Here is a 17,940-nt window from a genome sequence, read left to right as displayed (position 1 = left end):
TCATAGCCAGCATGAACATCAAGACGAGCCCGCGCGCCGAGGGCGGGGAGCCCCGGCAGTCCTGGCGCGAGATCGCCACCGCCGCCTGGCAGGCCTTTCTGCACTGGCCCTGGCGCCAGACCCTGTCCACCTTCCGTCAGCGCTTCCGCGAGGAGCGCCTGGGCCTCACCGCCGGCAGCCTGACCTTCACGACGCTGATCTCGCTGGTGCCGCTGCTGACGGTGATGCTGGCGCTCTTCACCGCCTTCCCCATCTTCTCCAGCTTCCAGATCGCGCTGGAGAAGTACTTCCTGAAATCACTGATTCCCGACAACATCGCGCGCCCCGTGCTGGCCGCGTTGACCCAGTTCGCCGCCAAGGCCAACCGGCTGGGTGCGCTGGGCCTGGTGGTGCTGGGCTTCACGGCGCTGATGCTGATGCTCACGATTGACCGCACGCTGAACCAGATCTGGCGCGTGCAGCGGCCGCGGCCCATTGCGCAGCGCGTGCTGGTGTACTGGGCGGCGCTGACGCTGGGGCCGCTGATGCTGGGCGGTAGCCTGACGCTGACCAGCTACGCGGTTTCCGCGGGGCAGGGACTGGTCGCCAAGCTGCCCGACAACCTGGTGGTGCTGCTCTCCAGCCTGGATCTGCTGGTGCTGTGGGCGGCGATCGCGGGGCTGTTCCGCTACGTGCCCAACACCGACGTGCGCTGGCGCCATGCGCTGCTGGGCAGCGCTTTCGTCGCGGTGGCCTTCCATGTCGCGAAGAGCCTGCTGGCCTGGTACGTGAAGCAGGTGCCGACCTATTCCACGCTGTACGGCGCCTTCGCCACCGTGCCCATCTTCCTGATCTGGCTCTACGTGGGCTGGTCCATCGTGCTGCTGGGCGCCATCCTGGCCGCCAATGCGCCGGCGCTGGCCGGCGGGCTGGCGCTGCGCCGGCCGGTGCCCGGGCTGGGTTTCGAGCTGGCGCTGGAGGTGCTGCGCCAGCTGGGCGAGGCGCGCGGGCAAGGCCATGTGGGCCTGCACCAGCAGGCGCTGGCGCGGCGGCTGCGCCTGGATCCCCTGCAACTGGAGCCGGTGATCGAGGATCTGGTCGCGCTGGACTGGGTCGGCCGTCTGGAGGAAGGCGGCATGCACCGCCTGGTGCTGCTGTGCGAGCCGGCGCAGACAGCCGCCGCGCCGCTGCTGGACCGGCTGCTGGCCGAACGCAGCACCCCGCTGATGCCGCTGTGGGAGCGCTCGGGCTGGGCCGGGCTCAAGCTGGACGATTTGCTGCGGCGCGGGTAAGGCGCCTTCCATCCGCCTCGCCGATGGGAGGCCCGGGTTGCTCAGGCGTGCAGCACCACCAGCATTGCCGTCGCGGGCTGCCCGCCGTGGTTGCGTATCGCGTGCGGGCCGTCCACCGCGTAGCGCGCCGTTTCGCCGGCGCCCAGCTGCTGGCGGCTGCCGCTGGCACTGACCTCCAGCTCGCCACTGAGCACGCTCAGGTGTTCACGCGAGCCGGGCTCGTGGGCCTCGGACTCCAGCGCGCCGCCCGGCTGCACGGTCAGCTCGTACCACTCGAACTGGCCGGCCAGATCGATGGGGCCGAGGATGCGCAGCCGGCACAGCCCGTCCGGGCTGGACAGCGCCGGCGTGGCATGGGCGGCGACAAGCTCGATGCCCGGTGCCGCCGGGCGCTCGCCGCTGAGCAGGTCCGACAGCTCCACGCGCAGCGCATTGGCCAGCCGCCAGACCACCGCGACGGTGGGATTGGCCTGGTTGCGCTCGATCTGCGACAGCATGGACTTGGAAACCCCGGCCCGCCGCGACAGCTCGTCCAGTGACAGGCCCTGAGCTTGCCGCAAGGCCTGCAAGGTGGCGCCGACGCGCGGCGGTTCGAACTTTTCGGAGGGATTGGCGGACATCGGCGCTTGACCGGACAGGGGTGGATCCTTGATACTGAACAGCTGTTCGATATAGCGAACTCGTTCGATTTAACGGATTGTGCACCAATCCTCCGCACGCCCCCACTGCCCACCCGCCATGAGCACCACCCAAGCCTTCTACGACCACCTGCGCCAGGAACTGCAAGGCATCCGCGATGCCGGCCTCTACAAGAGCGAACGAATCATCGTGAGCCCGCAGGGCGCCATCGTGCGCACGCAGGACGGCCGCGAGGTGATCAACCTGTGCGCCAACAATTACCTGGGCCTGTCCGCCCATCCGCAGGTGCTGGAGGCCGCGCACGAGGCCTTGCGCACCCATGGCTACGGTCTGTCGTCGGTGCGCTTCATCTGTGGCACGCAGGACCTGCACAAGACGCTGGAACAGCGCCTGGCGCGCTTCCTGGGCACCGAGGACACCATCCTCTACGCGGCCGCGTTCGACGCCAACGGCGGCCTGTTCGAGCCGCTGCTGGGTGAGGAAGACGCCATCATCAGCGACGAGCTGAACCACGCGTCCATCATCGACGGCATCCGCCTGTGCAAGGCCAAGCGCTTTCGCTACAAACACAACGACATGGCCGACCTGGAGCGCTGCCTGCAGGAGGCGCGCGCGGCCGGGGCGCGCCATGTGATGGTGTTCACCGACGGCGTGTTCTCGATGGACGGCACCATCGCGCAGCTGGACCGCATCCGCGAGCTCTGCGACCGCCACGGCGCGCTGCTGGGTATCGACGAATGCCATGCCAGCGGCTTCATGGGCAAGACCGGGCGCGGCACGCATGAGCACCGCGGCGTCTATGGCAAGGTGGACATCATCACCGGCACGCTGGGCAAGGCGCTGGGCGGCGCATCCGGCGGCTTCACGACTGGCCGCAAGGAGGTCATCGAGATCCTGCGCCAGCGCTCGCGCCCCTATCTGTTCTCCAACACCGTGGCGCCCAGCATCGTCGGCGCCTCCATCGCGGTGCTGGACCTGCTGGAAGCCTCGACCGCCCTGCGCGACAAGCTCGAGCTCAACACCGCCTACTTCCGCGGGGCCATCCAGGCCGCCGGCTTCGAGATCAAGCCGGGCACCCACCCGATCACGCCGGTGATGGTGTACGACGCGGTCAAGGCCCAGCAGCTCAGCGCCCGCTTGCTGGAGCTGGGCGTCTATGCCGTGGGCTTCTTCTATCCCGTGGTGCCCAAGGGCCAGGCACGGGTGCGCGTGCAGATTTCCGCGGTGCACGAGCGCGAGCATCTGGAGCGCGCGGTGGCCGCCTTCGCGCAGGCCGGCCGCGAACTGGGCCTGGTGAAGTAAGCGCAAGACCTCAAGACAAGAACCCCAAGCGAACGCGCATGAGCAAGATTCTGTTGATCGGTGCCAACGGGCAGATCGGTACCGAGTTGGCCGTCGAACTGGCCAAGATCCATGGCAACGAGAACGTCATCACCAGCGACCTGGCCCCCCAGGGCCGCGTGCCGCAGCTGACGCACGAGATGCTGGACTGCACCGACGCGGCGGCCATGGCCGAGATCGTCAAGCGCCACGGCATCACCCAGATCTACCACCTGGCCGCGGCGCTGTCGGCGACCGGCGAGAAGCACCCGATGTGGGCCTGGGACCTGAACATGAAGGGTCTGCTCAATGTGCTGGAGCTGGCCCGCACTGCCAAGCTGGAGCGCGTGTTCTGGCCCAGTTCCATCGCCGCCTTCGGACCGCAGACGCCCAAGCTGGGCACGCCACAGGCCACGGTGATGGACCCCAGCACCGTCTATGGCATCTCCAAGCTGGCCGGCGAAGGCTGGTGCCGCTGGTACCACGCCAACCACGGCGTGGATGTGCGCAGCCTGCGCTATCCCGGCCTGATCAGCTGGAAGACGCCGCCCGGCGGCGGCACCACCGACTATGCGGTGGACATCTTCCACCAGGCGCTGGCCCAGGGCCGCTACACCTGCTTCCTGCAGGAAGACCAGGCCCTGCCCATGATGTACATGCCCGATGCGCTGCGCGCGACACTGGAGCTGATGCACGCCCCAGCCGACGCGATCCGCGAGCGGGGCAGCTACAACCTCGCGGGCGTCAGCTTCACGCCGGTGCAGATCGCGCAGTCCATACGCCGCCACCTGCCGGACTTCCAGATCGACTACGCCCCCGACTTCCGCCAGGGCATCGCGGCCAGCTGGCCGCAGGCCATCGACGACAGCGTGGCGGCGCGCGACTGGGGCTGGAAGCTGGCCTATGACCTGGACGCGATGGTGGACGACATGCTGGCGTCGCTGAAGTCCCAGAAGAAGGCTTGAGAAGGCCCCCGTCGACCTGACCGCGCACCGGCAAGGCCTGACCCCGGACGCGACATTGGGACGCATTTGGCGCCCGATGGGGCGCATGGCAAGATGGGCGCATGACGCCCGCCATCCCCGTTCTGCTCGCCGGTCTGGCCGGCGCGGCACAAGCCCAGCCGGTGGACCCGAGCCCACCCGTCTCGCAACCCCAACCCGCGGCGCGTGCCGAGCCTGAGCGCAAGCCGGCGCAAGGCGACGAGGAGCCTGAGTTGCGTTATCTGCTGGGAGCGCAGCTGGTCTCCCAGCCCGATGGCGAAGGCGCCAGCTCGCGCGAGCTCAAGCTGCGCCCGCTGTTCGCGCTGCGCTGGGGCCGCTGGCGCATCTCGTCATCGTCCGCCGGGTCCATGCTGGGCTTCGGCCGCGGCGCGGCCGGCCCGGGCGCCAGCACCGAGTTGCTGCGCCGTGGCGACCTGCGCCTGGGCGTGGCGCTGCGCATGGACAACGGTCGCAACAGCAGCCGCAGCGAGAACACCGCGGGACTGCCCGACGTCAAACGAACCCTGCGGGCCCGCTTCTACGGCAGCTGGAATTTCGCGCCGGACTGGCAATGGTCGGCGGCCCTGTCGCAGGACCTGCTGGGCCACAAGGGCGGCATGGTGCTGAACACGGACCTGTCCTGGCGCCTCTGGCATGCGCCCGGGCGGGAACTCTCCATCGGCGGCGGCCTCACCGGCGGCGATGCGCGCAATCTGCGCAGCTATTTCGGCGTCCCCGAAGGCCACCCGCGCTGGCCCGCCTACCAGCCCGGCGCCGGGCTGCGCGACGTGCATGCGGGCGTGGGCTGGCTGATGTCGCTGGGGCCGCACTGGGTGCTCAGCAGCGGCGTCGGCGTCAGCCGCATGCTGGGCCCGGCGGCGGACAGCCCCATCGTCGAGCGGCGCAATGCCTGGCAGGCGTCGATCGGGCTGGGCTGGCGCAACTGAACTGATCAGTGCTGGTGGCCGTGGCTGCCGTGGGCGCCGGCCTCGGCGGCCAGGTCGGCGTCCACCGCCATCTCGCCGCGCGCATCCTCGAAGAAGAAGGGCGCGCGCGGCTTGCGGCGCGGCCAGACCTCGTTCATGGTCGGCAGTTCGTAGAGGCGGCCACCCAGCATCACGCTGCGGATCTGGTCGCTCTGGCGGATGTCCTTCAGCACATCGCCGTCCAGAATGACCAGGTCGGCCAGCTTGCCCGGCTCCAGCGATCCGACGAAGCGATCCAGCCCCAGGTAGCGCGCCGGATTCAGCGTCGCGCTGCGCAGAGCCTCCAGCGGGGTCATGCCGCCCAGCGCCAGGCTCCACATCTCCCAATGCACGCCCAGGCCTTCGCGCTGGCCGTGCGCGCCGATGTTGACCGGCACGCCGGCGCGCTGCAGCTGGGTCGCGGCGCGCGCGACCTGGATCACGTTGTAGTCCTGCAGCGGCGCCAGCGGCCGGCGCACGCTGCGTGGCTGCAGCACGCTGCGCGGCACGAAGCGGCTCAGGATGGGATGGCGCCAGACCTCGGTGTGGGCGTACCAGTAATGCTCGCCGTCCAGCCCGCCATAGGCCACGTTGAGGGTGGGCGTGTAGCCCACGCGGGTCTGCGGCCACAGCTGCAGCACGTCCTCATAGACCTTGGCCACGGGCAGCGCATGCTCGATGCCGGTATGGCCGTCGACGATCATGCTCATGTTCATCTGGAACAGCGAACCGCCCTCGGGCACCACCATCATGCCGGTCTGGCGCGCCGCCTCGATGACCTGCTGGCGCTGGTCGCGCCGCGGTTGGTTGTAGCTCTTCACCGTGAACGCGCCGCCGGCCTTCATGCGGCGCAGGTGGGTCAGCGCGTCGTCGAGGTTGTTGATCTCGGCCGTGACGTCGGCCTTGGCGCCGTAAAGGATGGTGCCGGTGGAGAAGATGCGCGGCCCCACGATGCGTCCGGCGCGCTGCATCTCGGCCTGCGTGAAGATGTCGCTGGTGCGGTTGGACGGGTCGTGCAGCGAGGTCAGCCCGAAGGCCAGCGACGCGTAGTTGACCCAGCTCTGCTGCGGCGTGATCTCGGTCTCGCCCATGCTGCCGTGCCAGTGGGCGTCGATCAGCCCGGGGATCACGGTCTTGCCTTGCGCCTGGATCAGCTCGGTACCGGCCGGGATCTGCACCTGCGCGCGCGGGCCCAGCGCGAGGATGCGGCCGTCCTCGATCAGCAGCGCGCCGTCCTCGATCACCTCGTCCGGTCGGGCCGCGTTCATCGTGATGAGCCGTGCCCCGACGATCGCGAGCCGGCCACGCACCCGATCGGGCTGCACGGTCGGCGCGATCTTCAGGCCGCTCGATGCCGGCTTGAAGCCGGGGGCCATCGCCGCGTCGGTGCTCACGCTGAACAGCTCGTTGCCCAGCGCGTAGTGCAGGCCGCGGCTGTCGCCGCTCCAGTGCAGGTAGTCGCCGGCGTCCAGGTCCAGTCGGCGTTGCGGCATGGCCTCGGCCTTGGGGCCAACCGACAGCAGCTTGCCGGACGGCGGCAGCGGGGTCAGGTAGGTGTGGAAGCGCTCGGTGTAGCCCAGCCAGCGGCCGTCGGGCGAGACCGCGAAGGCGCTGGCATGCTCGCTCTTGACCAGCTCGGTCTCCTCGCGCGTGTCCAGCCGGATGCGCACCAGCAGCCGGGGCATGTCCACCTCGCTGCTGCGCTTGCTGCGCGTCACATAGAGTTCGCCCGGATCGGCGCCGAACTGCGGCGCCTCGCCGTCCTTGGTGATGCGATGGGGCTCGCCCTTGCCGTCGGCGGACACGAGGTAGACGCCGGGGTCCATGCCGTTCCACGGCGCGGTGAGGTAGCCGCCTCGGGACTTCACATAGGCCACCTGGCGGCCGTCCGGCGAGAACACCGGGCTCAGGTATTTGCCGGCCTCGGGCGTCAGCACGGTCTCGCGGCCGCTGGCGAGGTCGCGGCGGATCACGCGGCCCTGGCGGGCGTCGCTCCAGCTCACATAGACCAGTTCGCGGCCATCGCGCGAGAAGCTGGGGAAGAACTCCAGCTGGTCATTCTGTTGCGTGACCCGCCGCGGCTCGCCCTGCGGCAGATCGCGTAGCCAGAGCTGGCCCAGCGCCGAATAGACCACGCGGCGGCCGTCCGGCGCCACTTTCACCCAGCGCAGCTGCTGTGCCTCGAAAGGCTTCGGGGTCAGGTCTTGCGGCAGGCGCAGCGCCTCGCGGACCTCCCGGCTGTCCTTCACATGGAAGGGAATCTCGGCCGCCGCGCCCTTGAACGGATCGATGCGCCAGAGCTTGCCCTCGGCCCAGGCGACCACGGCCTTGCTGTCCGGCGTCCAGGCGATGCCGGGGTAGACGCCCTGGATGGACCAGGACTCCTGCATGTCGCGCTCCAGCCCGGTCCAGGCGCGCGTCTCGCGGCCGGTCTTCAGGTCCTTCAGGAAGAGGGCGCTGGCCTGGCGATCATCGTCGGCGCGCACGCGACGGATGAAGGCGAGATGCCGCCCGTCCGGCGATGGCGTCGGACGGATCGCGCCGCCCGGACCGGTGACGAAAGGCTCCACCGTGCCGTCCTTCAGGTCCTGGCGGTAGATGCGGAAGATCTCGGTGTTGCTGTCTTTGTTGTACTCGAAGCTGCGCCCCGCGGTGGCGTCCTGCGAGTAGTAGAGGTAGCGCCCGTCCGGTGACAGCGCCGGTTCGCCCAGGTCCTTCTGCCAGTTGGGCTTTTCGTTGAGCTGCTGGCCCTTGCCGCCATCCAGGTGGTAGAGCCAGATCTCGCCGGAGCCCAGCGAGCGCGTGCCGGTGAAATGCTTGCGCGCGGCGATGTAGCGGCCGCTCGGATGCCAGACTGGGTTGTTCAGCAGGCGGTAGTCCTCCTTGCTGATCGCCCGCGCGCCGCTGCCGTCGACATTCATCACCCAGATGTTGTCGCCGCCGCCGGCGTCCGAGACATAGGCGATCTGGCGCCCATCCGGCGAGAAGCGCGGCTGCATGTCCCAGGCGATGGAACGCGTCAGCGGGCGTGCCTCGCCACCCTCGGCGGGCATCAGGTAGATCTCGCCGAGCAGGTCGAAGACGATCCAGCGGCCGTCCGGGCTGACGTCCACGCTCATCCAGGTGCCGCTGCGCACATCGAGCTGCGCGCGGGTGGACGGGCCCGGCGGCGCGTTGACGTCCCAGCGCGCGGCGCCCGGGGCTTTCTCGGCGCTGCCCTTGTCGGCGTTCTGGGCCTGCGTGGCGGCGGGGAGGGCCAGGCTCAGCAGGGCGGCGAGCGCCGCGGCGGCGCGCGGCGAGGGCCAGGTCTTGTGCTTCATCGACGACGTCTTCGGGGATGGTTTGACGTCGCACAGCATAGTCAGCGCGACGCCCCCGATGCATCGTCGTTTGTACCGCCCGCGCCGCCGCGGGTGCGTCTGGCGATCAATCGCCCATGCGGGAAGTCATGCGCCGGCGGTGGCGGAGCTGGGCAGCGGGGTCAGCAGGTGCTTCATCAGGTCCATCACCGAGCGCACCTGGTCGCCGAAGGGCAGGGCGCCCTTGCCGCGGAAGAACAGGCCCTTGGAGAGATCGCCGCGCAGCGCGGCGGCCAGCTGATGGTCGATGCAGAACTGGCCCCAGTCCTTGAAGCCATCGCGCAGTCCGCACTGGGCGAGGCAATCGAAGGCCTTGGTGCAGCGCTTCTTGATCTGCGCCACCGCCTGCAGCTTGGACTCCACCTTCAGGTAGGCGTTCAGCCAGGGCGTGCGCACCGCGCGGGCGGGCAGGCCGGCGACGCTGGTGAACTCCACCATGTCCTCGTCGCGGGCCTCGGCCAGCACGCGCTTGAACTCGGGCGCGGCATCGCATTCCTCGGTGACGGCGAAAGGCGTGCCCAGTTGCACCGCGTCGGCGCCCAGGTCTTGCAGCCGGCGTATGTCCTGGTGGCTGCGGATGCCGCCGGCGGCGATCAGCGGGATGCGGCCTTCGACGCCGGCCTGGCGGAAGAAGGCCAGGCATTCGGGGATCACGCGCTCGAATTCGAAGCGGCCGTCGGGCAGGTCGGCGATGCGCGCCGCGCCAAGGTGGCCGCCGGCATGCGCCGGGTGCTCGATCACCACCGCATCGGGCAGGCGCTTTTTGCGTTCCCACTTGCGCATCAGCAGTTGCACGCCGCGCGCATCGCTGAGGATGGGCACCAGCAGGGTGTCGGGATGGTCCTGGGCCAGGTCGGGCAGGTCCAGCGGCAGCCCGGCACCGACGACGACCGCGTCGACGCCGCAGGCCAGGGCCTGCTTCACCGACTCGGCATAGGCGTCCAGCGCGCGCATCACGTTGATCGCGACCAGGCCTCGCCCCTGGGCGCGCTCGCGCGCGCCGCCGATCTCGCGCGCGATGGCCTCCAGGTTGGCGTCGTTGATGCGCTTCTTGGTCTCGGGGTCGCCCAGCGGGCCGGCGCTGCGCGCCATCAGGTCCGGATGCAGGCGTCGCAGGTCCACCGAGCTGATCGTGCCCATGCCGCCGGCCGAGGCCACCGCGCCGGCCAGCTGCTGGGCGCTGACGCCCACGCCCATGCCGCCCTGCACGATGGGCAGCAGGCTGCGTCCGCGCAACTGCAGCGGGCGCAGGCCGCTGCCGCTCCAGCAGTCCTGCAGATCGGGGGCCAGGCTGGGCGATGCGGCGGCAGGAGAGGACAGGGGCTGGCTCATGGTCGTGGCCCGAAATGGGCGCAGGGTGATGGAACCCTGGACCGTATCAAGCCGCTGGCCTCAGGGTTTTGAGCCAAGTCAGGTCGTGCGGTGCCGGACCGGCGGCGACACCACGGTCTGGCGACGCGCGGCGCGGGCTGGCGGTGCCGCCAGCAGGTCGGCCAGCGTGTAGCGCTCCAACGTCTGCTGGAAGGCCGCCAGCGCCTCGCCCAGGATGCCGGTAAGCCGGCAGCGACCGCTGAGGCTGCAGTCGTCCTGTTCGCCGAGGCATTCGACCAGCGCGAAGTCCGGCTCCACGCTGCGCACCAGGCGTCCGACGCTGATCTGTTCCGGCGCCAGCGCCAGGCGCATGCCACCGCCCTTGCCGCGTACGGTCTGTATCCAGCCGCCCAGGCCCAGCTGGTGGGTGATCTTGGTCAAGTGGGCCTCGGAAATCTGGTAGGCCTGCGCGACTTCGGCGATGGTGCACAAGCGATCTGGGTGCCGACCGAGGTAGATCAGCAGGCGCAGCGCATAGTCGGTCATCGTGGTCAGTCGCATCGGCTTCCTTGTCGGGCACGTCCATCGTGGACGCCCAAGCCCGCGCATTCTGAGCGCTGGGGGCGGCGAAAGCAAACTCCTTGATCTACCTTAAAGTCGGCCGCCATCAAGGGGGACGGCGGAGGCGGGCGGGGCGGTCGGAAGGCGCAGCGGCCGTGGACAATAGCCGCTTTGCCTGCCCGGCCCTGTGTCGTCTTGATGAAGGACTCCATGCTGAGATTTCTCCCTGCTCCGTTGCGCGGCGTGCTGACCGGCCTGCTGCTGGTGCTCAACACGATCTTCCATTTCAGCCTGATGATTCCGGCCGCGCTGCTGAAGCTGGTGCTACCCGCCGGTGCGCTGCGCCGGGCTTGCGATCGCTGGCTCAATGGCGCGGCCTCGGCCTGGGTAGCGGTCAACAACGCCTGGATCGCGGCGGTCGGGCCGGCGCACTGGGATGTGCAGGGCGTGGACGGGCTGCATGAGCGCGGCTGGTACCTGGTGTCGCCCAATCACCAGACCTGGGTGGACATTCTGGTGCTGCAGCGCGTCTTCCATGGCCGCATTCCCTTCCTGAAGTTCTTTCTGAAGCACGAGCTGATCTGGGTGCCGGTGATCGGCCTGGCCTGGTGGGCGCTGGACTTCCCCTTCATGAAGCGCGGACGCAATGCCGGCGCGCAGGCCGCCGACCTGGCCACGACGCGGCGCGCCTGCGAGAAGTTCAAGACCATCCCCACCACGGTGATCAATTTCGTCGAAGGCACGCGCTTCCAGCCCGCCAAGCATGCGCAGCAGCGCAGCCCATACCGGCATCTGCTGCGTCCCAAGATCGGCGCGCTGGGCATGGCGATGGCGACCATGGGCGAGCAGTTCGAGGCGCTGCTGGACGTGACCCTGGTCTATCCGCAGGGCGCGCCCAGCTTCTGGCAGCTGCTGTGCGGGCGCAGCGGCCCGGTCGTGGTGCGGGTGCAGCGGCGCGAGATTCCGGCGGACCTGGTCGGCGGCAACCCGCAGACCGACAAGGCCTTGCGCGCGCGCCTGTCCGCCTGGGTGGAGCAGCAATGGCAGGAAAAGGACGCGTTGATGGAGAGCTTGATCCACCCGGCCGGATCATCGCCGTCCAACGCCGCGCCGCCGCCGTCTTCCAAGAGCTAGATCAAACTCGCTGCATCCAGTGCTTCCCGCCCAGGTTGGGGTGACCTGGGGCTTGAGCCAGCGCAAAGCCGCCGTCTTGAGCCTGCGCAAGAGTGGCGCCAGGCAATCTCGTCGGAGGCAGCACATGAGAAACGAATGGGTGGGGAGCCCGGCCGCCCGGGCACGCGCGCCGATGGGCCTGGGAGGCCTCAAGGGCATGCCCGCCAGCGAAGCGCTGATGCAGGCGCTGCATCGGGCGCTGGGTTGGCAGGACCCCGGTGAAGAGGCGCTGGAAGCCTTGGCCAGCCTGGGGCAGACGCGCACGCTGAAAGCGGACGAAACCCTGCTGTCCATGCAGCAGCCGGCCACCGAGCTGTGGCTGCTGGTCTCGGGCACGCTGTGCATGGGCCATCATGACCACAAGGGGCAGTGGCAGCAGTCGCGCATGCTGTCCGCCGGTCAGTGGGTGGACCTGACCAGCGCCTGGCTGGGCGGCAGCTATCTCGAGGAAGCGGTGGCCGCCGAGGCCTCCACGGTGCACGGCTTTTCGCTGGGTGATCTGCAGGCGCTGGGCCGGTTGCGGCCGGCGCTGTGGTCCGCGTTGATGCCCGCCATGGTCGCCGCGCTGGCGGCGCAGAACCGTCGGCTGGTGCAGCTGGGCCAGCGCCGCAGCGTGCCCGACGCCAGCAGCCGCGCCGCGGCCTGGCTGCTGGAGCAGCACCACGAACAGGGTGGGCAGATCCAGCTGAAGCAGCGCAAGAAATACATCGCGTCGCAATGGGGCGTGGCGCCCGAAACCTTCTCGCGCATCATGCGCCAGCTGCAGCACAGCGGGCTGATCAGCATGCGCGGCTACCGCGTGCAGGTGCAGGACCAGCAGGGTCTGGAGCGGCTCGCGGAACACGGCCCGCTGTAGCCACCGCGGGCCGACGCCCACCCTCGCAACACCGGGCCGGGCGCATGCGCCCGGCGCGTTCCCTTTCTTCGCGGATGCGGCGGTAGGGAGGCGTCAGGCCTGGAACAGGCCGAAGCGCAGGCCCTGCGGGTCGCGGCAGTTGCAGAAGCGACCAAAGCCCGGTTCGTCGGCCCCTGGCCCGTCGACTTCGCCGCCCAGCGCGCGCACGCGCGCGGCCGCCTGGTCGATGTCGGCCACGCGAAAGTAGACCACCATGCCGTGGCTCGCATCCTGGCCATGCAGCCCCGCCTTCATGCCCGGCGTTTCGAACCAGCCGTCGCCCGCATCGCCCATGGCGTGAAAGCGCCAGTTGAAAAGATCGGCGAAGAATCGCGAGGTGATTGCCGCGTCGCCGCTGCCGATCTCGATGTAGCCCACATCTCCAGTCATGTGTTCGCTCCCTTGTCCGTTGGGTCTGAGGTGGCGGCAGGGTAGGTCCCGACGAGGGTGGGCGTCTTGAACGGAAATGACCCAAGCCTACGCTGGCGCCGGCGCCGGCGATGTGCCGGGCAGGTCGGCGAGGCGGGCCTTTCGATGGGCATCGGGCGGGCGGGCGGCGAAGGCCAGGAATTCCCGCGTCATATGGCTCTGGTCCGCGTAGCCGCAGGCGAACGCGATGTCGGCCAGCGGCTGCTGTGTCTGCTCGACGAGGCGGCAGGCCCGGTCGAAGCGCATCATCCTCAGCGCGGTCTTGGGCAGCAGGCCGGTTTGCTGGGCAAAGCGTTGTCCGAAGTGACGCCCGCTCCAGCCGATGTCGTCCGCCAGCGCCCGGATGGAGTTCCGCCCTCCGCCATCCTGGAGCCTGTCCCAGGCCCAGCGGATCTCCGGACAGATGCGCTGCGCCCCGGCCTCCAGCCGACGGGCGACAAAGCGCTCCGCCAGAGCCAGCCGCGCCGGCGCGTCCGCGGCGGCTGACAGCTGCTCGGCCAGCGCGTCGGCCGCCGAACCGATCAGGTCGGAAAGCGCCAGCGGCCCGTCATGCCCGGGCTCGCCGAATACGGCGGTGCCGGCCCAGGGGGGCAGGTCGATTTCGAGACAGCTCAGGGTGCCGTCATGCATCGAGCGCAGCGGGGGGCAGGACGGCCCGACGACAAAGGCCTTGTGCGTTGTCAGCACCTCCTGGAGCCCGCCCAGCGCAATGTCCTGTTGGGCGATGAGGATTTTCAGGCGTGGCTGACTCGGTTCGAGGCGCTGGACCGACCGCCCCGTGGTTTCCGTGAAGTCGGCCAGGCCGAATGCCACGCCGCAGGCGGATCGCTGCTGATACATCGCCTCGGACTGAACGCCCGCTGTGCTTTCCAAGGACATTCCTGATGGGGCCGCCATGTCGGGAATCTAGCGGGTGGTCGACCGGGCGTCGAGCGCCCGCGGTCGTCGCCGTGCGCTGTGGGCGCATCCGCAGCCAGGCGCCGCCCATGCACAATGCCGCCATCGCCGAAGGCCGGGGTGCCTGGGCGCGTTGGAGGTATCAGGAATGACGATCAGTCGCAGGGCGCTGCTGGAGCAGGGCGCCGGTGTCTCGGCGCTGCTGCTGGGCTGCGGGGCGCTTGCCCCTGCCCAGGCCACGGGTAGCGGGGCGTCCAAGGCCGCGTTCGAGGCCAAGTCCATGGCCGAGGCGCTGCGCGCGCTGGGCTATGCGGCGCCGCAGGAGAGCAACCAGGTCCAGCTCAATGTGCCGGATATCGCCGAGAACGGTGCCGCCGTGCCGGTGGGCGTCAGCGCCAGCCTGCCGGGCGTGCGCCAGTTGCTGGTGCTGATCGAGAAAAATCCCGCCGCGCTGGCCGCGGTCTACCACCTGACGCCCGAGTTGGAGCCGCAGGTGCTGACGCGCGTGAAGCTGAGCCAGTCCTCGCTGGTCTATGGGGTGGCCGTGACCCAGGACATGCGCGTGCTCTATGCGCAGCGCGAGGTCAAGGTCACGCTGGGCGGCTGCGGCGGCTGACGGAGGAACACGATGTCCGACACGCAGAACAACAACGCGATGCGCATCCGCGCCCAGCTCAACGGCGACAAGGCCACGCTGCGCGTGCTGATCCCCCACGAAATGGAAACCGGCCAGCGCAAGGACGGCAGCGGTGCGCTGGTGCCGGCCTGGTTCATCAACGAGGTCCGCATCAGCTGGAAGGGCCGCGAACTGCTCAACGCGGAATGGGGCCCCTCGGTGTCCAAGAACCCCTTCATCCAGATCGTGATCCGTGGCGCCAAGGCCGGCGACAAGGTCACGGTGGCCTGGGTGGACAACCGCGGCAACCGGCGCAGCGAGGACGCGCTGATCGGCGCCTGAGCGCCGGCGCGCCGGGGGTCAGGTCTTGCCGCCCAGCATGTCGTCCCAGATGTTGTAGGCCCAGGACTGGGCATAGCGGCCTTCCAGTGCGCTGGCCGACTCCGACACGCCGCCCGCGCCGGCCACCGGCTTGAAGCCGCGCTCCGCGGCGTCGTACTGGTGCACCGAGGCGACGTGGATCACGTCCTGCGCGGTGACGAAGCTGTAGCAGGTGTTCATCAGCACCGGCGTCGGGTTGACTGCCTCGCCCTTGAGCAGCTGGATGATGGCCGCCGCGGCCAGCTTGGCCTGCTGGTTGGCCATGTGGCCGGACTTGGGCATGCCCGGCCCGGGAAACAGCGCGTCGCCCAGCACATGGAGGCCGGGCACGGCGGTGGACTCCAGGGTCAGCCAGTTCACCGCGGCCCAGCGTTGGTTGACGTTGACCACGCCGGCGGCCAGCGCCAGGTCGGCCGCGCGCTGTGGCGGAATGACGTTGAACAGGTCGGCGCGCACGTCCTCGAACTCCAGCCGCGCCAGCCGGCCACCCTCGGCCAGCTCCTTCAGTTCCGCATTGGGGCGGTACTCCAGCTGGTCCGCGTAGTGCGTCTTGAAGGCACGTTCGAACAACGCCTTCTTGGACTGGATCTCCGGGTTGGCATCGAGCACGAGCAGCTTGGCGCGCGGCTTGGCCTGCTTCAGATAGCTGGCGATCATGCAGGCGCGCTCGTAGGGGCCGGGCGGGCAGCGGTAGGGCGCCTTGGGCACCGTCATCGCGACCACGCCGCCGTCGGGCAGCGCCTCCAGGCGGCGGCGCAGGGCCAGCGTCTGCGGGCCGGCCTTCCAGGCATGCAGCACCTGGCCGCTGTCCAGCGCCGGGCGCAGCCCGTCCACGGTGTCGGCCATGAAGTCCACGCCGGGCGACAGCACCAGGCGGTCGTAGGTCAGCCGCGTGCCGTCGGCCAGACGGACCTGGCGCGCATCGGCGTCGATCGCCGCGACCTCGGCCTGGATGCGACGCACCCCCAGCGCGTCCAGCCCTGCGTAATCGCGTGTGATGTCGGCCATCTGACGATGGCCGCCCAGCACCAGATTGGACAGCGGGCAGGACACGAAGGCGGGGTTGCGGTCCACCAGCGTCACCTCGATGTTGCCGCCCCAGAGCTTGAGATAGCGCGCCGCGGTGGCGCCGCCAAAGCCCGCGCCCACGACGACCACCCGGCCCAGGCCGGGCCCGGTGGGGGAGGCGGCGCAGCCCAGCAGCGGCCCCGCGCCCAGCGCCAGCGCGCCCAGCAGCAGCTCGCGGCGGCTTGGGGTTTCCATCTTGTTGTTGGCTTCCATGCCGGGCTCCGTCAGCGCTTGGGATGCGGCTGGGCCGCGAAATAGCCGACGATCAGGCGCAGCTGTTCCTCGCTGTAGCCCTTGGCGATCTGCGGCATGATGGTGCCGGCGCGCGCGCCGCTGCGGAATTCGGCAAGCAGCCGTTGAAGTTCGGCGGCGTCGCGACCGGCCAGGCTGGGCAGTTCGCCGTGCGACGCGCCCTGGGTGCCATGGCAGTTGGCGCAGGTGGCCGCCAGGTTGCGTGCCAGCAGCGGATGGACGTCGGGAGCGGCCTGGGCCAGGGCGGCCGAACCGAATCCGGCCAGCAGCACCGCGGCCGCGAGCCGCTTCGCGGGGTTGGGGGGCATTGCGCGTCTCCTATCGCTCGCCGGCGGCCCATCGGCCGCCGGGCCGGTCGTGATTGTGCCGAGCGGGCAGGGCCGGCCCCGGCATGTTCTTGTGCGATTTCGGCGCGAGCTTATGCGCTGGGCGAATAGCTGTCCATGCTGGGCAGCGTGGGGGTGCCGGCGTCGTCCTCGTCGTCGGACGGGGCCAGGTCTTGCGCCTGCGGCGCCAGCCATTCGAGCAGGCGGTCGCGCTGCGCCAGCGCGTCCTTTTCGCCCAGGTCCATCAGCGCGCGCGTGTAGTCCGATTCGAACAGCAGATAGCTGGCCAGTGCGCCGCCCTGCGCCTTGCCCTGGCTCACGCCCACCGCGCCCAGCAGCGCGCGCAGCGTGCGCGGCAGCGCGCGCACATGGTCGGCGGCGATCGCGTCCAGCCGCTCGCTGGGCGCGATGACCAGCGCACTGAGCGGCTTGAGCGGGCTGAGGTGGCGCAGCTCGGGCGGCAGCAGGGCCAGCGTGCGGTTGATGCGCTCCATCCGTTCGATGTCTACCGCCAGCGCGTCCAGGAAGATGCTGGACAGCGCATGGCCGGCGATCTGCGCCAGGCTGGGGAAGGCCGGGTCGCGCCGCGGCAGGGTCTGCGGTTCCTGCAGCCGGCCCGCTCCGATGATCAGCAGCTGCTTGGCGCCCAGATGAATGGCCGGCGACAGCGGTGCGCTCTGGCGCATGGAGCCGTCGCCATACCAGGCGGCGCCGGCCGGATCGTCCAGCCGCACCGGCTCGAACACGAAGGGGATGGCCGCCGAAGCCATCAGGTGGGCATGACGCAGCGACGCGGCCGACGACAGGCGCTGGCTGCGCTTCCACGGGGGAATGGGACGTCCGCTCTGGTAGAAGCTCATGTGCATGCCGTCGCTATAGCCCGAGGCCGTGACGGCGAAGGCATGCAGATGGTGCTGCTGCAGCATCTGCGGCAGCCGCTCCATTGGCACCAGGCGTTCCAGCAGACCCAGCAGCGGGCGGTTGTCCAGCAGCGCGCGCGGTTGCACGCCGCGCGCCGGGCCCCAACCCAGGGTCAGCATGGTGAGCCAGCGCAGCGCGCTGCCCATCAGCCCGATGGTGTCGCTGCGGTAGACCTGGTCCACATGGATGCCGGCCCATGTCTGCGCCAGCCGCTCGACGGCGGCATCGAAATCGTCGGCATGGCAGGCCAGCGCCGCGCCGTTGATCGCGCCAGCCGAGGTGCCGGTGATCACGCCGAAGGGATTGCTGCGCGGCACATGGCGACCGAAGGCCTCGCGACGCAGGCGCGCGATCACGCGCAACACGCCCACCTGATAGGCCGCGCGCGCGCCGCCTCCGCTCAGCACCAGTCCCGTCAACGGCAGTTCGTACATTGCGCCCCTCGGCAGTCCCGTTTCCTGTGGCCGTCCGATTGTCTGCAGCCGCGCCCGCGGCCGCATGCCCGGATTGAAAACCAAGATGGCGCCGCCGCTAAGGAAGGAATCCACATTTGGCGCCGCGGCCCGGCCTGCC

Annotated in this window: 17 protein-coding genes; 8 read left to right on the top strand and 9 right to left on the bottom strand. The window is 69.8% G+C overall.

Annotated elements, in window-relative coordinates; all coding sequences use genetic code 11:
* Nucleotides 1-11: 11 nt before the first annotated feature.
* Nucleotides 12-1,271, top strand: a complete 1,260-nt coding sequence (locus LZ017_RS15830; protein WP_241397858.1) for a YihY family inner membrane protein — start codon at nucleotides 12-14, stop codon at nucleotides 1,269-1,271.
* Between the two features lie 41 nt (nucleotides 1,272-1,312).
* On the opposite strand, the gene LZ017_RS15825 is transcribed toward LZ017_RS15830, so the two are convergent.
* Nucleotides 1,313-1,891: a helix-turn-helix domain-containing protein gene (locus LZ017_RS15825; RefSeq protein ID WP_241397857.1), complete on the bottom strand. Its 579-nt coding sequence runs from the start codon at nucleotides 1,889-1,891 to the stop codon at nucleotides 1,313-1,315.
* Nucleotides 1,892-2,009: 118 nt separating this feature from the next.
* Between LZ017_RS15825 and kbl the strand changes: the two genes are divergently transcribed.
* The 3 genes from kbl to LZ017_RS15810 all read left to right on the top strand — a co-directional run bounded on the left by kbl (nucleotide 2,010) and on the right by LZ017_RS15810 (nucleotide 5,160).
* On the top strand, nucleotides 2,010-3,212 hold the full coding sequence (gene kbl, locus LZ017_RS15820) for a glycine C-acetyltransferase (RefSeq protein WP_241397856.1): 1,203 nt from the start codon (nucleotides 2,010-2,012) through the stop codon (nucleotides 3,210-3,212).
* Nucleotides 3,213-3,250: 38 nt separating this feature from the next.
* Complete coding sequence (locus LZ017_RS15815) at nucleotides 3,251-4,195, top strand: NAD-dependent epimerase/dehydratase family protein (RefSeq protein ID WP_241397855.1); 945 nt, start codon at nucleotides 3,251-3,253, stop codon at nucleotides 4,193-4,195.
* Between the two features lie 101 nt (nucleotides 4,196-4,296).
* Nucleotides 4,297-5,160: a MipA/OmpV family protein gene (locus LZ017_RS15810; protein ID WP_241397854.1), complete on the top strand. Its 864-nt coding sequence runs from the start codon at nucleotides 4,297-4,299 to the stop codon at nucleotides 5,158-5,160.
* 5 nt (nucleotides 5,161-5,165) lie between these two features.
* On the opposite strand, the gene LZ017_RS15805 is transcribed toward LZ017_RS15810, so the two are convergent.
* From LZ017_RS15805 to LZ017_RS15795, 3 genes are all read right to left on the bottom strand, one after another.
* Nucleotides 5,166-8,498: an amidohydrolase family protein gene (locus LZ017_RS15805; RefSeq protein WP_241397853.1), complete on the bottom strand. Its 3,333-nt coding sequence runs from the start codon at nucleotides 8,496-8,498 to the stop codon at nucleotides 5,166-5,168.
* Between the two features lie 126 nt (nucleotides 8,499-8,624).
* Entirely contained in the window at nucleotides 8,625-9,869 is a 1,245-nt protein-coding gene (locus tag LZ017_RS15800; RefSeq protein ID WP_277604730.1) for a nitronate monooxygenase family protein, read from the bottom strand.
* Between the two features lie 78 nt (nucleotides 9,870-9,947).
* Nucleotides 9,948-10,409, bottom strand: coding sequence for an Rrf2 family transcriptional regulator (locus LZ017_RS15795; protein ID WP_241397852.1), 462 nt, complete (start codon nucleotides 10,407-10,409; stop codon nucleotides 9,948-9,950).
* A gap of 210 nt (nucleotides 10,410-10,619) precedes the next feature.
* Here LZ017_RS15795 and LZ017_RS15790 point away from each other — a divergent pair, with 210 nt between their 5' ends.
* Both LZ017_RS15790 and LZ017_RS15785 read left to right on the top strand, forming a co-directional pair.
* Nucleotides 10,620-11,543 carry an acyltransferase gene (locus LZ017_RS15790; protein WP_241397851.1) on the top strand — a complete coding sequence of 308 codons (924 nt, stop codon included), beginning with the start codon at nucleotides 10,620-10,622 and terminating at the stop codon, nucleotides 11,541-11,543.
* A gap of 124 nt (nucleotides 11,544-11,667) precedes the next feature.
* Nucleotides 11,668-12,438, top strand: a complete 771-nt coding sequence (locus tag LZ017_RS15785; protein WP_241397850.1) for a Crp/Fnr family transcriptional regulator — start codon at nucleotides 11,668-11,670, stop codon at nucleotides 12,436-12,438.
* 93 nt (nucleotides 12,439-12,531) lie between these two features.
* On the opposite strand, the gene LZ017_RS15780 is transcribed toward LZ017_RS15785, so the two are convergent.
* A complete protein-coding gene (locus LZ017_RS15780) occupies nucleotides 12,532-12,867 on the bottom strand; it encodes a VOC family protein (RefSeq protein WP_241397849.1) in 336 nt (111 codons plus the stop codon).
* A gap of 87 nt (nucleotides 12,868-12,954) precedes the next feature.
* On the bottom strand, nucleotides 12,955-13,779 hold the full coding sequence (locus LZ017_RS15775) for an AraC family transcriptional regulator (protein WP_241397848.1): 825 nt from the start codon (nucleotides 13,777-13,779) through the stop codon (nucleotides 12,955-12,957).
* A gap of 172 nt (nucleotides 13,780-13,951) precedes the next feature.
* Between LZ017_RS15775 and soxY the strand changes: the two genes are divergently transcribed.
* A complete protein-coding gene (soxY, locus tag LZ017_RS15770) occupies nucleotides 13,952-14,419 on the top strand; it encodes a thiosulfate oxidation carrier protein SoxY (RefSeq protein WP_241397847.1) in 468 nt (155 codons plus the stop codon).
* 12 nt (nucleotides 14,420-14,431) lie between these two features.
* Nucleotides 14,432-14,761, top strand: coding sequence for a thiosulfate oxidation carrier complex protein SoxZ (gene soxZ / locus LZ017_RS15765; protein WP_241397846.1), 330 nt, complete (start codon nucleotides 14,432-14,434; stop codon nucleotides 14,759-14,761).
* Between the two features lie 18 nt (nucleotides 14,762-14,779).
* Here soxZ and LZ017_RS15760 read toward each other — a convergent pair whose 3' ends face one another.
* From LZ017_RS15760 to LZ017_RS15750, 3 genes are all read right to left on the bottom strand, one after another.
* Nucleotides 14,780-16,081 carry an NAD(P)/FAD-dependent oxidoreductase gene (locus LZ017_RS15760; protein ID WP_241397845.1) on the bottom strand — a complete coding sequence of 434 codons (1,302 nt, stop codon included), beginning with the start codon at nucleotides 16,079-16,081 and terminating at the stop codon, nucleotides 14,780-14,782.
* Between the two features lie 11 nt (nucleotides 16,082-16,092).
* Entirely contained in the window at nucleotides 16,093-16,428 is a 336-nt protein-coding gene (locus LZ017_RS15755) for a c-type cytochrome (protein WP_241397844.1), read from the bottom strand.
* Nucleotides 16,429-16,538: 110 nt separating this feature from the next.
* Complete coding sequence (locus LZ017_RS15750; RefSeq protein ID WP_241397843.1) at nucleotides 16,539-17,801, bottom strand: patatin-like phospholipase family protein; 1,263 nt, start codon at nucleotides 17,799-17,801, stop codon at nucleotides 16,539-16,541.
* Nucleotides 17,802-17,940 lie beyond the last annotated feature (139 nt).

The sequence above is a fragment of the Pelomonas sp. CA6 genome (assembly GCF_022549225.1).
Classification (GTDB): domain Bacteria; phylum Pseudomonadota; class Gammaproteobacteria; order Burkholderiales; family Burkholderiaceae_C; genus Roseateles.
This window is presented reverse-complemented; position numbering and strand designations above follow the sequence as displayed.

Coding starts and splice junctions, on each gene's coding strand:
- LZ017_RS15830 (WP_241397858.1), top strand. CDS start 12: ATGAACATCAAGACGAGCCCGCGCGCCGAGGGCGGGGAGCCCCGGCAG.
- LZ017_RS15755 (WP_241397844.1), bottom strand. CDS start 16,428: ATGCCCCCCAACCCCGCGAAGCGGCTCGCGGCCGCGGTGCTGCTGGCC.
- LZ017_RS15780 (WP_241397849.1), bottom strand. CDS start 12,867: ATGACTGGAGATGTGGGCTACATCGAGATCGGCAGCGGCGACGCGGCA.
- LZ017_RS15825 (WP_241397857.1), bottom strand. CDS start 1,891: ATGTCCGCCAATCCCTCCGAAAAGTTCGAACCGCCGCGCGTCGGCGCC.
- LZ017_RS15785 (WP_241397850.1), top strand. CDS start 11,668: ATGAGAAACGAATGGGTGGGGAGCCCGGCCGCCCGGGCACGCGCGCCG.
- LZ017_RS15810 (WP_241397854.1), top strand. CDS start 4,297: ATGACGCCCGCCATCCCCGTTCTGCTCGCCGGTCTGGCCGGCGCGGCA.
- soxZ (WP_241397846.1), top strand. CDS start 14,432: ATGTCCGACACGCAGAACAACAACGCGATGCGCATCCGCGCCCAGCTC.
- LZ017_RS15815 (WP_241397855.1), top strand. CDS start 3,251: ATGAGCAAGATTCTGTTGATCGGTGCCAACGGGCAGATCGGTACCGAG.
- soxY (WP_241397847.1), top strand. CDS start 13,952: ATGACGATCAGTCGCAGGGCGCTGCTGGAGCAGGGCGCCGGTGTCTCG.
- kbl (WP_241397856.1), top strand. CDS start 2,010: ATGAGCACCACCCAAGCCTTCTACGACCACCTGCGCCAGGAACTGCAA.
- LZ017_RS15750 (WP_241397843.1), bottom strand. CDS start 17,801: ATGTACGAACTGCCGTTGACGGGACTGGTGCTGAGCGGAGGCGGCGCG.
- LZ017_RS15760 (WP_241397845.1), bottom strand. CDS start 16,081: ATGGAAGCCAACAACAAGATGGAAACCCCAAGCCGCCGCGAGCTGCTG.
- LZ017_RS15790 (WP_241397851.1), top strand. CDS start 10,620: ATGCTGAGATTTCTCCCTGCTCCGTTGCGCGGCGTGCTGACCGGCCTG.
- LZ017_RS15795 (WP_241397852.1), bottom strand. CDS start 10,409: ATGCGACTGACCACGATGACCGACTATGCGCTGCGCCTGCTGATCTAC.
- LZ017_RS15805 (WP_241397853.1), bottom strand. CDS start 8,498: ATGAAGCACAAGACCTGGCCCTCGCCGCGCGCCGCCGCGGCGCTCGCC.
- LZ017_RS15800 (WP_277604730.1), bottom strand. CDS start 9,869: ATGAGCCAGCCCCTGTCCTCTCCTGCCGCCGCATCGCCCAGCCTGGCC.